The organism is Tenacibaculum sp. 190524A05c (assembly GCF_964036595.1).
In the GTDB taxonomy this organism is placed as follows: Bacteria; Bacteroidota; Bacteroidia; order Flavobacteriales; family Flavobacteriaceae; genus Polaribacter; species Polaribacter platacis.
The window spans coordinates 1,757,995-1,772,319 of the sequence record NZ_OZ038523.1; the positions used below are offsets into that span (position 1 = coordinate 1,757,995).

Genomic DNA, 14,325 nt, shown 5'->3' on the forward strand with positions numbered 1-14,325 from the left:
AACTACATTTTTTAGCTTTTAACTTTAATATTCACCACCAATCCTTCATTAGCACGAACATTAAAAACTGTATTATCTTCAAAAATAAAATACTGACCTTTTATTCCTACTAGCTTTCCAGTATAACTTCCCTCCTTTTTAATGTTTAAGCTCTTTGGCTTCTCCGGATACTGTTCTACCGGGAATTTAATTTCAGTCTCTTTGTTATTCTCTATAAAGTACTCCTTTGCTTCCTCAGGAATAAACGATTTTAATCGTTCTTGCCATTTCGTAAGATCTTCATCTTCGATATCATTTTTAAGCATCTTACGCCAATTTGTTTTATCAGCAACGTGCTCCTTTAAGGCAACTTCCGTTATTCCAGCTAAATATCTATTCGGAACCTCAACTATTTCAATTGCTTCATGCGCTCCTTGATCAATCCAACGCGTAGGAACTTGAGTTTTACGAGTTACTCCAACTTTTACATTACTAGAATTGGCTAAGTACACAATATGTGGTTGCAATTGCACTTTTTTCTCATACTCCAAATCACGATCCTCTTCACCCAAATGAGCTTTACTTAATTCTGGTCTCATAATCCAATCTCCAGCGGAAGGAGTCTCAAAAAAGCATGATCTACAAAATCCTTGACGGTAAATTTCCTTTTCCAATCCACAACTTAAACATTCATACGTAACAAAACTCATTTCGATAGTTTTATTAAGCAACTGATTTACATTGATGAAATCAGTTTTCATGTCTAAATAATATTGAACAGTATCTAAAAGTTCAGTATTCATTTTTTTTAAAACGCCTGTGTATTGCATGTTGTAAAATTTACTATTTTTAGCCAAGAACAAACTTACAAATTAGCTATTAAAAATGCCGTTTCAGTTTATAAATTCTATCATTTCTTGGTTCTTAAAGAAAAGAAAGCATCAAATAGAGCTATTTTTAAAGTATCCTATTGATGTTCAAGAAGAATTACTATTGAATTTAGTGGTTGCTGCAGATCACACAGAATTCGGTAAACAGCATAAGTTTTCTAAAATTAAAAACTATAATGATTTTAGAGCTAACGTTCCTATTCAAAAATATGAAACTATTGAACCTTTAATTGAACGCTGCAGAAAAGGTGAACAAAATTTATTTTGGCCTACAAAGATTAAATGGTTTGCAAAATCAAGCGGAACTACAAATGCTAAGAGTAAGTTTATTCCTGTAAGTGATGAAGCCTTAGAAGATTGTCATTTTAAAGCAGGTAAAGACATGCTTTGCCTGTATATTAATAATAATCAAGACGCACAGTTATTCACTGGAAAAAGTCTTCGATTAGGTGGAAGTTCTGCTATTTATGAAGATAATGAAACGTATTTCGGAGATCTTTCTGCGATTATCATAGAGAATATGCCGTTTTGGGCTGATTATAGTTCTGCTCCTAGACAAGAAGTTGCTTTAATGAGCGAGTGGGAAACCAAAATGGAAGCGATTATAGATGCCACTATACATGAAAACATAACTAGTTTAGTTGGTGTTCCTTCATGGATGTTAGTTTTATTGAATAAAGTTTTAGAAAAAACAGGTAAGAATAATATTCTTGAAGTTTGGCCGAATTTAGAGGTTTACTTTCATGGAGGTGTAAACTTCAGTCCATACAGAGAACAGTATGAAAAATTAATTCCACGAAAGGATTTTAAATATTACGAAACGTATAATGCATCTGAAGGATTCTTTGCAATTCAAGATCGAAATGATTCTAACGAATTACTCTTAATGTTGGATTATGGAATTTTCTATGAATTTATTCCAATGAGCGAATACGAAGGCGAGAATTCTAAAGCAATTCCTCTTTCTGAAGTAAAAACGGATGTGAATTATGCGGTTGTAATTTCTACAAATGGCGGATTATGGAGATACTTAATTGGTGATACTATTAAATTCACCTCAACCGATCCTTATCGCGTAAAAATTACAGGTAGAACAAAACATCACATTAATGTTTTTGGAGAGGAATTAATTATTGAAAATGCAGAAGAAGCATTAAAATCTGCTTGTGAAAAAACAGATTCTACCATAAAAGAATATACCGTTGCTCCTATTTTTATGAATGGTAAAGACAAAGGTGCACATGAGTGGATTATTGAGTTTGATAATCAACCTCAAGATTTACATTTCTTTACTGAAATTTTAGATAATGCATTAAAGAATTGCAACTCTGATTATGAAGCGAAACGCTATAATAATATGACTTTAAATATGCCGAAAGTTCAACAAGCAAGAGAAGGATTGTTTTATGATTGGTTAAAGCAGAAAGGTAAATTAGGAGGACAACATAAAGTTCCTAGGCTTTCAAACAAGCGAGAATTTATTGAGGAATTACATCAACTAGCATAATTACATGGATTCTTTTTTCTTAAATAATGCCCATCTTTTACTCGAGAATGACGAAATTGCTAGTGCTTTACAAAAAATAGCTATTCCAAAATCATTTAAAAAAGGAGAATTACTGCACACCTCTAATTCTATTTGCAAGCATTTCTTTTTATTATTTACAGGAGTTGCACGAGTATTTTATTTTAGAGACGGAAGAGATGTTACCGTTCATATTGCGCAAGAACAAGAAAGTATTACTGCAATAGATAGTTTTATTCAAAGAATAAAAAGTAAATATAGCATTGAAGCTCTTGAGGATATTGAATGTCTTGCTATATCTAGAACTGACATTGAACGGCTTTCAGAAAAAAGCCATCAGTTCGAACATTTTGGCAGATTATTCTTAGAGAAAATTTATATCGATTTGGCCGAACGCGTTGATAGTTTATTATTACATACTTCTCAAGAACGATACGAAGAACTACTAGAACGAAAACCTGACTTATTTAATCGAATTCCTGCAAAACACCTAGCTTCCTTTCTAGGTATGACTCCAGAAACCTTTAGTAGAATTAGAAGTAAATAAATTTATTGATAATTGTCAATCTCTAATAATATTACCTGAAATACCTTTACTTAAAATTAAGTTTACTATGGTTATTTCACAAAAGTTAGATCAATTTTATACACAAAACAACCTCGATAAAAATGGTGGAGAAGACAACAATTATTTTATGATGAAGTTTCGTTTTTTCTCTTTAAAACTTCCAAATTCAGAATTCAGAAAAAAGGTTGTTTATATACACGATATAGAACATGTTTTATTCGATTGTGATGTTTCTTGGAAAGGTGAGGCTTATATTGCAGGTTGGGAAATTGCAACTGGAATGTGGAAACATTTCCCTATTGGGATAATGAGTTTATGGGCAATGGGATTTGGTTTATTCACCCATCCTAAAGACGTTTTAAATGGATATAAAAAGGGTTTGAATTATACGGGTTTGATAGATCGTAAAATCCCGAAAAATGAAATAATGAATTTAACCTTGGAAGAAGTAGATCATTTATTACTAAAAAATGAAACTCAAACCTTTAATTCATTAACCTTCGGAGTTTGGAGTTTAGTATCAATTATCATTATGACTTTCCCTTTATTGCTTTTGGCTATTCTTGGGTTTGTATTTCTATAGGTAATTGATATTCTGTTGTAACGGGAATTCCTCTTTTAGTTGCAGGAAATAAATCTGGAATGTCTCTAACAATTTGATTTAACAATGATTTTAACTCTGGAAATCTTTGTTGAATATCATCTGAAGCTTTAATTTGTTTCAGAGTCATTTTACCTTCATCACTAATGCGTAAAACAAGAACAATAGTTTCTTTGATGTCTTCATCACTAGATAATTCATTTTGATGCAGTCCATCGGTAAAATGCTGCCTAATAGTAGTTCGAAAACATTCTGTTTTCTCGTCATCAAGAAGTTGTTCACACTCTTTAAATCCTGGTGAAACATCTACCGTTGTAAAATCTACAACGGTATCAAGTTTTGGTTTTGAGTTTTTTCCATCATCAGAAAAGTAACTACACGAGAGGCAGCAACTTATAATTAAAATGAATAAAAATACTCTATAGACCAACTTTCTTAGATTTATAAAGTGAAAATATAAAAAATAGATTTATTCTAATATTTCTCCTTTTAAGAAATGCTGTTTTTTAATCTCTTTTATTCTACTTTTAACAAACTCATCGGTTTCTGTGCTTCTTCCTTCAAATCTTTCCAGATATTTCTGATATAACTTATAGCCTATTTTTTTATCCTTGTAATAGTCGTCAGAAGTTTTTGCTAATAAATATGAAGCTTTAATATTTTTGTGATTCTCTGCAACTGCAAGTTTAAATTCATCTATTGCTCTTTTAGGTAATTTCATTTCCATATATACTTTTGCTAATCCTAAATGAGCTTCATCTCTGGATTCCTTTCCTACAAAAGTTGCCATGCCATAACTAAACATTGCTTCTTTAATTTCGTTTCGCTCCAAATGAATTTTCCCTTTGTACACATAGGCCATGAAATCTTGAGCATTTATTTTTGTTGCTTTATTAAAATGCTCTAATGCTTTAGGGTAATTTCTAAGTTTATAATAACTCTTCCCTAGCATTTTATGAGTATAATGTTCTCCTGGTGACAAACTATCAATATGATTCAAATAAACTATACTTTCATTATACCCTTTTTTTATGTACAGACTATTGATTTTAAGTTTATTCAAATCCAAATGATTCGGGTTTAACTCTAACCCTTTCTCTATAAAAATTGCTGACGAATCTTTGTCTTTGAGTTTAGTAAAACCTTTAGCTAACTTTTCAATAGCATTAAAGTGTTGGTTATCTATCCTATAAGCATCTAAAAAGTTATCTATTTTCTTAAACTTTTCACCCAACAACGCATTTGCTATTCCAAGTTGATAGTGATAGTTGGCGTTTTTAGAATCTTCGGCTATTAATTCTTTGAGTAGTTTTTTTGACATTTTAGGTTGTTTCAACTGCAAATACAACTTACTTAAATCATATTTTGCCAATAGGTTTTTTGAATCTGCATTTACTATTTCTTGATAAACCTTCAGTGCTTCTCTAAACTTCTTAGCTTTCTTAAGAGATTTTGCCAGTTTAAATTTAGTACGATAATCGTCTCTAAAACTTATAGCCTTTCTATAATAATGTACAGATTTACTATGATTATCTAATGCATCATAAATTGTCGCAATCTTGTAATTAGATTTAAAGGACGACTCTATTTTATTAAGCTCCTGCAATGCTATTTGATACCTACCTGTTTCTATAAGGTTATCAATAGCTTTAAACTCTTGTTGTGCTTTTACACAAAAAGATAAAAGTGTAAAAACCAAAAGTGTAATTTTTCTTTTCATAATTAATTCTCTTCTTTTTGTAACCAAGCAATTATATTTAGTAATAGTTTATAATTTTCTTTCGCATCTTCAGAATTCATTCCTACTTTAAACCTATTTCTTCCAGCCAACTGAGCGGTAAACATAGCAGCCTCACCAAAAACCGCAATTTTACCTTTCTTATAATTGAGAACTGCTCCTTGTGATAGATTTTTTGCTGGGAATCGTTTCGTTTTTTCAGAAAAACGCCACATCGTATCTGGTAAATACACCGTAAGTTTTTCTGTAGTTTTTAAGATTGAAGTTGCTTTATCTGGAATTTCAAAAGCTTGTCCTGTAAATGTTCTAATCTTTGAAATTTTACTTTTAGAAACAACTTCATGTTCTCCCAAAGTTTTATCGGCTAAAGTAAAATCAAAAATTCCTCTTCTATTTTCATCAAACAAAAAACTATCATAAAATTTGAAACCAAAAGCCTTTCCTAAATCTTTACTCGCACCAGCAAAAGGCATATGATCTGCAATTATAAATAAGGCTCCTCCTTTAGCAACCCATTCTTTTACAATTTTAATTTCTTCTTTTGTAAAAGCACTTTCTGTAGGTGTAATGAATGGTGATCTAGCATTAGAAGATAATGCATTTGAGATCACTAATATTTTAACATTGCGTAAATTCTTTTCTGTAAATTTATTTTCGAACCCTTTTAAAGAATAACCAGCAGTCCTTAGAACATTCGCGAATGGTTTAAACCTATTATCAATTCTATGAAAATTATTATGTGCATGATCTACATATATTATCCCTGAATACTTTTGAATAATATTCGGTTTGTAAATCGTATCTGGAACCTGTTGCGCTAGCATTTGAGTAAAAGTGTAAAATATCAACAGAATACAAATTAACTTTTTCATGGTATCTAAACTTTACTTCATGATTGCCGTAAAAGCTGAAGTACAAACTCCAGCTTAAACAAAACATCATAGTAATATTTATAAAAATTCTCTTTTTCGTTTATTATTTAATTTCAAATGTAATAGGTAACGTATATCCTACCTTAACAACTTTCCCATCTTTTTCTCCAGGTATCATTAAAGGAAGCTTCTCAATCATTTTCCTAGTATATTCTTTTAATTCAGGATGAGGAGCTCTAACTTTAACATCAATAACTTTCCCTTCTTCATTTATTTTAAACTGAGCAAAAATTCTTTTCTTCCCAGGTTCCAATCCTAAGCTACTCGCATACTTAACATCAAAGTTATTCTGAACAAAGTTGGCCATGTTCTTATTGAATTTTTCTTTACTAGTTCCCTGATTAACAAATGCAGGAACTTTATCCACCATTGAGAAAGGTACATTTTCAAAATCACCGGAATATTTAACTTTAGATTTCCCAACCTGTACGGATACAACAATTAGTTTTCTATTATTAAGTCCTTCGAATATCTTAAAACTTATATACGATATACTTTCTTTAAATTCTTTTTGGAATTCAATAAATTCTTTTTTCTCTTCAGCCGTTAATTCACCAATGCTATACTCTTTTGTCTTTGGAAGTTCATTTCCAATGTAAATATCAAAATAAGTTTCTTTCTCTGAAATATGAGGTTCCTTATTCAGGTCAGAAAATACTTTTTGGGTTCCTTTAACTGGACTCGTAGTTGGCTCCTCATTATCAGTACATGCAGTATAAAACAACATACTTAGTAATACTGGCACTAACAATAAATATTTTAATTGTTTAACTCTTTTTGATCTCTCTTTTGTCATCATAATGATTCTCTTTTTTATTAGCGAACTTTTATAAAACTGGTTTACAAATGATATTTTCTCAACTTGAAATACTTGCTCAAGTAAACTGTTGATATAATTTTTTGTTTCTACGGTTTTGCTAGCAATTTCGTCAGATAAATACTCATGAACAGATGAAATTCTTTTTTGGAATATCCAAAGTATAGGATTAAACCACATACTAATTTTCAAAAGTTCGAAGAACAATAAATCTAACGTGTGTTTTTGTTTTGCATGCACTAATTCATGCTGAATAATTTTTTTACGACGTTCTTGAGGAATTAATTCCCCGATGAATATGTAATTAAAAAATGAAAATGCCTTAGTCGAATTAGATAAGAAAATCAATTTATACCCATCTTTCTTCTGGATTTTATTTGAATATAAAAGTTGTATAATCTTGAATAACTTCAGCACAAAGAACATTGAAAACACGACTACACCAACCCAAAACAAAACATCTAAATAATTAATAGATTGATACCATTGCTGCTGTTCTATTACAGACTGAGGAGACAAAACAACTTCAGGCAATAAAATCGTGTATTCTTGAGGGACACTTTTTTGGATTGAACGTAGTTTAATCAGTGGTAAAACAAAAGAAATAAGTACTGAAAAAATGAGGTAAAATCTGTTTTTAGTAAAAAAGGTTTCTTTACTTAAAAATAAATCATAAACAGCTAAAAACAAAGTTTGAAACAGTATGACTTGAATTATATAAGATAGCATAACGTTTATTTTTTATTACTTTTTTCAACTTCTTTTAAAATTGTTTCCAATTCTTTGATATCAAGTTTGTTTTCCTTCATAAAAAATGAAACCATACTTTTAAACGATCCTCCAAAGTATCCGTTCATAAGTTTATGTAAACTTTGGTTACTGTAATCTGTTTTTTGAATCAAAGGAAAATACACATAACCTCTTCCTTTAGGTTGATGTCCAACAAACTCTTTCGTTTCCAATATTCGAATAATAGTAGACACTGTATTATAAGCTGGTTTAGGATCTGGTAATTCTGCAATAACTTCCTTTACTGAAGCTTCTCCCAAATCCCATAACACTTGCATTATTTGCTCCTCTGCTTTTGTTAACTGTTTACTCATAATTTTGATATTTTACTTTGCCACATTGTGCAAATTGTTCTTCTCTTTTAAGGTCGATTGACAGCTCTTTTAAATTGTCCGTTAATAATTGGACATAAAGATCTTTAGTTTCTTTATTAATATTTTCATTTCTAATATTCACAAAAAAGTGATTCACTTCTCCATTGGCATTGAAATATATTTTATTTACCACTGTAATTGTAGAATCAGGAACATTCCATGAAAATCGATTATCCTTTAATATTGCATTCACTTTACCATGAAAATTTTTCCATGAATTAATTATTGTAGGATACTCCTCTTTATTGGAAACATTAGGATTCAATAAATTTTTATGTGTTTCATCTAATAGTAGATTTTTAAAATCATTAAAAGCTATTTTGTCATGAAATCCTACTACACTACCCTTTTCATTATTTGTACATGAAAGTATACATAGAAATACAGGAATTAAAAGAACATACTTTTTCATATAATAAAGGATTTACATTTTTCTGCTTCACAAATATAACTAAAAAATTAGTTTAAACTAATTTTTTAGTTAATAAAAGATGATTCCTTACTGTAACATATACTTGTAGCGCTCGTCATATCTATACAAATTGTGATGTTTTCTATGGATATTTTATTGACTTTACTTGGACTTTTATTTGTTTGTTTGGGAATAATTGGATCTTTTCTACCTGTTTTACCCGGACCAATAACAAGTTGGATAGGATTATTATTATTACATCTCACAAAAGCTATACCTCAAAACTGGACCTTTTTAGGAATAACACTATTCATTGCTATTCTCATCTTTATCCTTGATTATTTTATTCCTGCAATGGGAGCAAAAAAATTCGGGGGTTCAAAATATGGAGCATATGGAACAACCATAGGACTAATTATTGGTTTACTCTCCCCTATTCCTTTCGGAATATTAATTGGAGCCTTCTCAGGAGCCTTTGTTGGTGAGTTATTATATGATGGAAAAGACACAAATCGCGCGTTAAAAGCATCTACTGGAGCTTTTCTTGGATTCTTAGCTTCTACCACAATAAAATTCTCTATTGCAAGTATTTATTTTGTTTTATTTTTGGTGAAAGTTTGGGAATATAGAATTGAATTATTCTAGATGAAATAGGTATAAAATAAAAAAGCAACCCATTTCAGGGAAGCTTTCCATTGGTTAACAAAACCTAGGCGATTCCTCGCCTCACAACACAACTAAATGCTGTTTTTAAAATTAAACAGCCTGCAAATATATAAACTTTTTAATTACCTTCAAAAAAAAAGTTTATTTTTTTTAAATCATCAGAAATAAAGAAGATTGGTTTATTCTTCAATTGATTGTATCTTTGCGCCTTTAATTTAAATCACTTAAACAATAATAGTAATGCAATTATCAGAACAAGAAATTGTACGTAGAGAAAAGCTTGCGAAATTACGTGAGCTTGGAATCAATCCTTATCCAGCAAATTTATATCCGTTAGATTCGAACTCGAAACAGATTAAGGAAAAATTTGAAGAGGGAAAAAAGGTGATTATTGCAGGACGTTTAATGTCGAGACGTATACAAGGTAAAGCCTCTTTCGCTGAGCTACAAGACAGCGAAGGAAGAATTCAGGTATACTTTAATCGTGATGAAATTTGTACAGGAGAAGACAAAACTCTTTACAATGAAGTGTATAAGAAATTATTAGACATTGGAGATTTTGTAGGAATTGAAGGTGAACTTTTTAAAACACAAGTAGGAGAATCAACTGTAATGGTTAAGAATTTTACTTTATTAAGTAAATCTTTAAAACCTCTTCCATTACCTAAGGTTGACGCCGAAGGAAATACTTATGATGGATTTACAGATCCTGAAATGCGTTACAGACAACGTTATGCAGATTTAGCGGTAAATCCACATGTAAAAGAAGTTTTCGTTAAGAGAACAAAGTTATTTAACGCAATGCGTCAGTTTTTTAATGATGCAGGATATTTTGAAGTAGAAACTCCAATTTTACAACCTATTCCAGGTGGAGCGGCAGCAAGACCATTTATCACACACCATAACTCTTTAGATATTCCATTATATATGAGAATTGCTAATGAGCTTTATTTGAAAAGATTAATCGTTGGTGGTTTTGATGGTGTTTATGAATTCTCTAAAAACTTCCGTAACGAAGGAATGGACAGAACTCATAATCCGGAATTTACAGCAATGGAAATTTACGTTGCTTATAAAGATTACAACTGGATGATGGAGTTCACAGAAAAGTTATTAGAGCATTGTGCTATTGCTGTAAACGGAACTACAAAAGCTACATTTGGTGAACACGAAGTAGATTTTAAAGCTCCTTACGCTAGAGTTACCATGGCAGATTCTATTAAGCATTTTACTGGTTTCGATATCAACGGTAAATCTGAAGAAGAATTATTCGAAGCTGCCAAAGGTATGGGAATAGAAGTTGATAAAACTATGGGAAAAGGAAAGTTAATTGATGAGATTTTCGGAGAGAAATGTGAAGGAAATTATATTCAACCAACTTTTATTACAGATTACCCAAAGGAAATGTCTCCATTATGTAAAGAACATAGAGACAACCCAGAATTAACAGAGCGTTTTGAATTAATGGTTTGTGGAAAAGAAATTGCAAATGCATATTCTGAATTAAACGACCCTATTGATCAGCGTGAAAGATTTGAAGCTCAGTTAAAATTAGCTGATCGTGGAGATGACGAAGCAATGTTTATCGATCAAGACTTTTTACGTGCGTTAGAATATGGAATGCCTCCTACTTCTGGGTTAGGAATTGGAATGGATCGTTTAATCATGTATTTAACTAACAATCCTTCTATTCAAGAAGTTTTATTCTTCCCACAAATGAAGCCTGAACGTAAAGCTCCTTCTGTGGAATTAAATGATGATGAAAAAGCGGTATTGGCTTTACTAGAGAAAGCAGAAAAATTAGAATTAAGTGAATTAAAATCACAGTCTGGTTTAAGCAATAAGAAATGGGATAAAACAATTAAAGGATTAACTAAAAATAATCTAGCAAAAGTTTCTAAAACTGATGACGGTTTATTTGTTGAGATCGTATAAATCAGCTTTATTTAGCATAAAATAAGAAAACAACCATGCCATTAGGTCTGGTTGTTTTTTTGTGATTAGAATTTAATATTAAGGTTATATTATGTTCAATAATCGGTTCTTTAAGTAATCATTAATTCTAAAAACTTAACATTAGGCAATCAAAAAATAGTTTACATTTGCCGCCCCAACCCCCTAATACAATATAGTTTTGAAAACTAAATTTATAATCCCTATCGCATTAATTGCATTGTCTTTTGGTGCACATGCTCAACAAGCAGAAACCTGTGAAACTCCAACTAACGAACCTGTTCTTGATTTAAACAGCATTACAAAATGTACTGTTGAAAAAGATGATAAAAAGAATACTAAAAAGGTTTCTTTTGAAGTATCTACAAGAAAACGAGTAAAGAGAAAAAGAAATATGGCAACAAATGCCGTTTCGAGTGGATATCAACAAACCGTTTCTGAAGTAAAGAAAAAGACCAACTTTATTACCGACTTATCTTTAAAAGAGGATAGCAAAAATGGAATTATCTCTTTTCATGAAGTAGATCAAATCCCTTTATTTGATAAGTGTGAAGATACTCCGTTTTTAAACCAAGAACAGTGTTTTAGAAAACAAATGTCTCATCACATTCAAGTTCACTTTAATTATCCTAAAAAAGCCTACAAAAAAGGAGTACAAGGTAGAGTTATGGTCAACTTTGTTATTAACAAGGAAGGAAATGCCGTAATTAACAATATTCTTTATCCGTATCAAGGAGAATTATTAAAAGCAGAAGTTGAACGTATTATTAGAAAATTACCAAAGTTTATTCCAGGAAAACATCTTGGAAAACCTATGAACGTTCAATATACACAACAGATTAAATTTAAAATCCCAGGTGTTAAAAGAACTAATATCAGACCGAAGAAAGTTAATGAAATTGATAAGGACAAATACTACACCTTTGAAGAATTAAAAAACGTTCCTCAATTTGAAGAATGTGCTAAGAATGGAGATAGTAGCTCCGACTGTTTTATTGGTGAATTACAGAAACACGTTCAAGATAATTTCGCTTATCCAATAGACGCAATTAATGCAGATATAGAAGGAATCGTAAATATTAGCTTTATCATAAGTAACAAAGGAAGGATTGTAAACATCAGAACTAAAGGTCCAGACAATGCTAGAATTTTAGAAGTTGCTGCAGAGCAATTAATTAAAAAGCTTCCGAAATTCAAACCTGCGACGAAAGATGACATTCCTGTTCATACAAAATATCAATTCCCAATTAGTTTCAAGTTAAACTAGATACTTTGATGACCCTTACAAGTGTAAATTAAAAGAAGAACTATTGATTTCTCAATACGTTCTTCTTTTTATTTACAAAAATATTAATGGAATACTTTTAATTCTTTAATCCCAACTAAACCAAAATCATTTGATCCAGTTGCTTTCTTCCCTTTTACAGATTGCAGATAACATCCTGCTTTAAAATAATTTTCTTTTGCTGGTGCAGCCTTAGAAGTATAAATTGTTTTCACTCTATTTCCACTAGCGTTCAATTCATATAATTTTACAATGCTATTTTGGTATGTAAGTTCATAATACAACTCTTCTCCTAAAGTTATGGTTCCAACTGTTTTTCCTCCACCTTCTAACACTTCAGTTACATAACCATTAATTCTCAATTTAATATCTCCTGAGCTTTGATAAGGATCTCCTTGACATTGTACTCTAATAACATCATCAAACGTATCTGTTTTATCATGAATTTGTCCGAAACATACTTTACCTGATTGTGGTAAATGATCGACTCTCACTTTCCAAATCATTCGATGTTCTTTACTTGTGGTTCCATCCCAATAGATATTATCGTTTCCATTAGCAGTTAACTCTCTTAATTCTGAGCGTGGATTTCCTGAACCACTGGAAGTTGGATTACCTGTATATGCCTTAAAGAAAGTCCAAGTTCCATCCGTATAAAACCAATTAGGATTACTGAAAGATTGGAGATTAGGGGTTTTATCTACATAAGTTAATCCATTATTACTTGCTCCTAGATTGAAGTTTCCTGAATATCCATTTAATTTCCAATTTACTAATCCTCCCAAAACTCCTGCAGGTGTTCCACTATTTCCTGGATTTGGATTTGAAATTGCTTCTTTAACTTCTAACCAATTGATATTCCAACCTCCGTCAGTTGCTAATAATTTTAAGGTTTGTCTTCCTTGATTTAATCGAATTGTTTTTTTTGTAGTAATCCAATTTTGCCATCCAAAAGTAGGTTCTTTACTAATACTACTTAAAGTATTTCCGTTACTTAAAACATCAAAACGAATAGTTTTATTTAAAGAAGCTACTCTAAATTCGAAATTATAATCTTTAGTTTCTGGAACATCAATTTCGTATTCTAAATAATCACCAGCATCAATATATCCTACGTTAATTCCTCCTCCCGTATCTGAAGTATTCTCAGTTCTTGTTCCTTGTTGATTTGTATAATTTTCTGCTTCGATTTTTGCAGGTACAGCTACTACATTTCCTGAAGGTGGTGGTACTTGCTCAGTAGTTATGATTTGAACTTCAGTTATACTATTCCAATCATTAGAGCTATTTCCAAAACCTCTAATGCGTACATACCTTCCTTCCGTATCTGGAAGTTCATATTTCTCAAGATTTACAGTACTTCCTGATGAACCCGTAGTTTTTCGATTCAATACAGTTTGAAAAGATGAAGTTGAATTTCCAATTGCTACTTGAAAATAAGAAACACGTTCATTTCCTTTGAACCAAGCAATTTTAATTTCATCAACCTTTCTAGTTTCACCTAAGTCGTAAGTGATATACTTACCTGTTCTTCCTTTGGAAGACCATCTGGTGTTTAAATCTCCGTCTAAAGTATTTATGGGTTTATTCCCATCATCTCCGTTGGCCGTAACGCTAATTTCATTAGCATGTAACACTCTTTGTGATATCACAAAATTAATTTCTTGTTCAGGGGTAACATCCTCTAAATTTTCTAACTCTTTAGAGCATGACACATTTAAAATTAAGTTGATAACGACAAAGAAATGAAAAAATGAAATCGACTTAATACATCTGTTTTTCATGATTAGTTTTTG

General features: G+C 31.0%; 14 protein-coding genes. 6 read left to right on the forward strand and 8 right to left on the reverse strand.

Features of this window, described 5'->3' with window-relative positions:
* Positions 1-11 precede the first annotated feature (11 nt).
* Entirely contained in the window at positions 12-809 is a 798-nt protein-coding gene (locus ABNT61_RS07565) for a DUF2797 domain-containing protein (RefSeq protein ID WP_348723468.1), read from the reverse strand.
* 55 nt (positions 810-864) lie between these two features.
* On the opposite strand from ABNT61_RS07565, the gene ABNT61_RS07570 reads away from it, so the two are divergent.
* The 3 genes from ABNT61_RS07570 (at position 865) to ABNT61_RS07580 (ending at position 3,545) form a co-directional block, all read left to right on the forward strand.
* A complete protein-coding gene (locus ABNT61_RS07570) occupies positions 865-2,376 on the forward strand; it encodes a GH3 auxin-responsive promoter family protein (RefSeq protein WP_348712411.1) in 1,512 nt (503 codons plus the stop codon).
* 4 nt (positions 2,377-2,380) lie between these two features.
* Positions 2,381-2,941 (forward strand): Crp/Fnr family transcriptional regulator, encoded by a 561-nt coding sequence (locus ABNT61_RS07575; RefSeq protein ID WP_348745457.1) that lies wholly within the window; start codon positions 2,381-2,383, stop codon positions 2,939-2,941.
* 67 nt (positions 2,942-3,008) lie between these two features.
* Positions 3,009-3,545 carry a hypothetical protein gene (locus ABNT61_RS07580; protein ID WP_348745458.1) on the forward strand — a complete coding sequence of 179 codons (537 nt, stop codon included), beginning with the start codon at positions 3,009-3,011 and terminating at the stop codon, positions 3,543-3,545.
* On the opposite strand, the gene ABNT61_RS07585 is transcribed toward ABNT61_RS07580, so the two are convergent.
* The 6 genes from ABNT61_RS07585 to ABNT61_RS07610 all read right to left on the reverse strand — a co-directional run bounded on the left by ABNT61_RS07585 (position 3,520) and on the right by ABNT61_RS07610 (position 8,625).
* Positions 3,520-3,993, reverse strand: coding sequence for a hypothetical protein (locus tag ABNT61_RS07585; RefSeq protein ID WP_348745459.1), 474 nt, complete (start codon positions 3,991-3,993; stop codon positions 3,520-3,522). The two genes, ABNT61_RS07580 and ABNT61_RS07585, sit on opposite strands and share 26 nt — an antisense overlap.
* A gap of 39 nt (positions 3,994-4,032) precedes the next feature.
* On the reverse strand, positions 4,033-5,283 hold the full coding sequence (locus ABNT61_RS07590; RefSeq protein ID WP_348745460.1) for a tetratricopeptide repeat protein: 1,251 nt from the start codon (positions 5,281-5,283) through the stop codon (positions 4,033-4,035).
* 2 nt (positions 5,284-5,285) lie between these two features.
* Positions 5,286-6,173 (reverse strand): hypothetical protein, encoded by an 888-nt coding sequence (locus ABNT61_RS07595; RefSeq protein ID WP_348745461.1) that lies wholly within the window; start codon positions 6,171-6,173, stop codon positions 5,286-5,288.
* A gap of 103 nt (positions 6,174-6,276) precedes the next feature.
* Positions 6,277-7,779 carry a M56 family metallopeptidase gene (locus ABNT61_RS07600; protein ID WP_348745462.1) on the reverse strand — a complete coding sequence of 501 codons (1,503 nt, stop codon included), beginning with the start codon at positions 7,777-7,779 and terminating at the stop codon, positions 6,277-6,279.
* A 5-nt stretch (positions 7,780-7,784) separates the two neighbouring features.
* Positions 7,785-8,153, reverse strand: coding sequence for a BlaI/MecI/CopY family transcriptional regulator (locus tag ABNT61_RS07605; protein WP_348712417.1), 369 nt, complete (start codon positions 8,151-8,153; stop codon positions 7,785-7,787).
* Positions 8,146-8,625, reverse strand: a complete 480-nt coding sequence (locus tag ABNT61_RS07610) for a hypothetical protein (RefSeq protein WP_348745463.1) — start codon at positions 8,623-8,625, stop codon at positions 8,146-8,148. The genes ABNT61_RS07605 and ABNT61_RS07610 overlap by 8 nt, the downstream gene beginning before the upstream one ends.
* Positions 8,626-8,769: 144 nt before the next feature.
* On the opposite strand from ABNT61_RS07610, the gene ABNT61_RS07615 reads away from it, so the two are divergent.
* The 3 genes from ABNT61_RS07615 (at position 8,770) to ABNT61_RS07625 (ending at position 12,511) form a co-directional block, all read left to right on the forward strand.
* On the forward strand, positions 8,770-9,270 hold the full coding sequence (locus ABNT61_RS07615; RefSeq protein ID WP_348712419.1) for a DUF456 domain-containing protein: 501 nt from the start codon (positions 8,770-8,772) through the stop codon (positions 9,268-9,270).
* Positions 9,271-9,531: 261 nt separating this feature from the next.
* Complete coding sequence (lysS, locus tag ABNT61_RS07620; protein ID WP_348742532.1) at positions 9,532-11,226, forward strand: lysine--tRNA ligase; 1,695 nt, start codon at positions 9,532-9,534, stop codon at positions 11,224-11,226.
* 199 nt (positions 11,227-11,425) lie between these two features.
* Positions 11,426-12,511 carry an energy transducer TonB gene (locus ABNT61_RS07625; RefSeq protein ID WP_348745464.1) on the forward strand — a complete coding sequence of 362 codons (1,086 nt, stop codon included), beginning with the start codon at positions 11,426-11,428 and terminating at the stop codon, positions 12,509-12,511.
* Positions 12,512-12,594: 83 nt separating this feature from the next.
* On the opposite strand, the gene ABNT61_RS07630 is transcribed toward ABNT61_RS07625, so the two are convergent.
* Positions 12,595-14,313 carry a polysaccharide lyase family 7 protein gene (locus tag ABNT61_RS07630; RefSeq protein ID WP_348745465.1) on the reverse strand — a complete coding sequence of 573 codons (1,719 nt, stop codon included), beginning with the start codon at positions 14,311-14,313 and terminating at the stop codon, positions 12,595-12,597.
* Positions 14,314-14,325 lie beyond the last annotated feature (12 nt).

Excerpts from the sequence above, each read along its gene's own strand:
- ABNT61_RS07595 (WP_348745461.1), bottom strand. The coding sequence starts at position 6,173 with ATGAAAAAGTTAATTTGTATTCTGTTGATATTTTACACTTTTACTCAA.
- ABNT61_RS07590 (WP_348745460.1), bottom strand. The coding sequence starts at position 5,283 with ATGAAAAGAAAAATTACACTTTTGGTTTTTACACTTTTATCTTTTTGT.
- ABNT61_RS07575 (WP_348745457.1), top strand. The coding sequence starts at position 2,381 with ATGGATTCTTTTTTCTTAAATAATGCCCATCTTTTACTCGAGAATGAC.
- ABNT61_RS07580 (WP_348745458.1), top strand. The coding sequence starts at position 3,009 with ATGGTTATTTCACAAAAGTTAGATCAATTTTATACACAAAACAACCTC.
- ABNT61_RS07600 (WP_348745462.1), bottom strand. The coding sequence starts at position 7,779 with ATGCTATCTTATATAATTCAAGTCATACTGTTTCAAACTTTGTTTTTA.
- lysS (WP_348742532.1), top strand. The coding sequence starts at position 9,532 with ATGCAATTATCAGAACAAGAAATTGTACGTAGAGAAAAGCTTGCGAAA.
- ABNT61_RS07630 (WP_348745465.1), bottom strand. The coding sequence starts at position 14,313 with ATGAAAAACAGATGTATTAAGTCGATTTCATTTTTTCATTTCTTTGTC.
- ABNT61_RS07615 (WP_348712419.1), top strand. The coding sequence starts at position 8,770 with ATGGATATTTTATTGACTTTACTTGGACTTTTATTTGTTTGTTTGGGA.
- ABNT61_RS07565 (WP_348723468.1), bottom strand. The coding sequence starts at position 809 with ATGCAATACACAGGCGTTTTAAAAAAAATGAATACTGAACTTTTAGAT.
- ABNT61_RS07610 (WP_348745463.1), bottom strand. The coding sequence starts at position 8,625 with ATGAAAAAGTATGTTCTTTTAATTCCTGTATTTCTATGTATACTTTCA.
- ABNT61_RS07570 (WP_348712411.1), top strand. The coding sequence starts at position 865 with ATGCCGTTTCAGTTTATAAATTCTATCATTTCTTGGTTCTTAAAGAAA.
- ABNT61_RS07605 (WP_348712417.1), bottom strand. The coding sequence starts at position 8,153 with ATGAGTAAACAGTTAACAAAAGCAGAGGAGCAAATAATGCAAGTGTTA.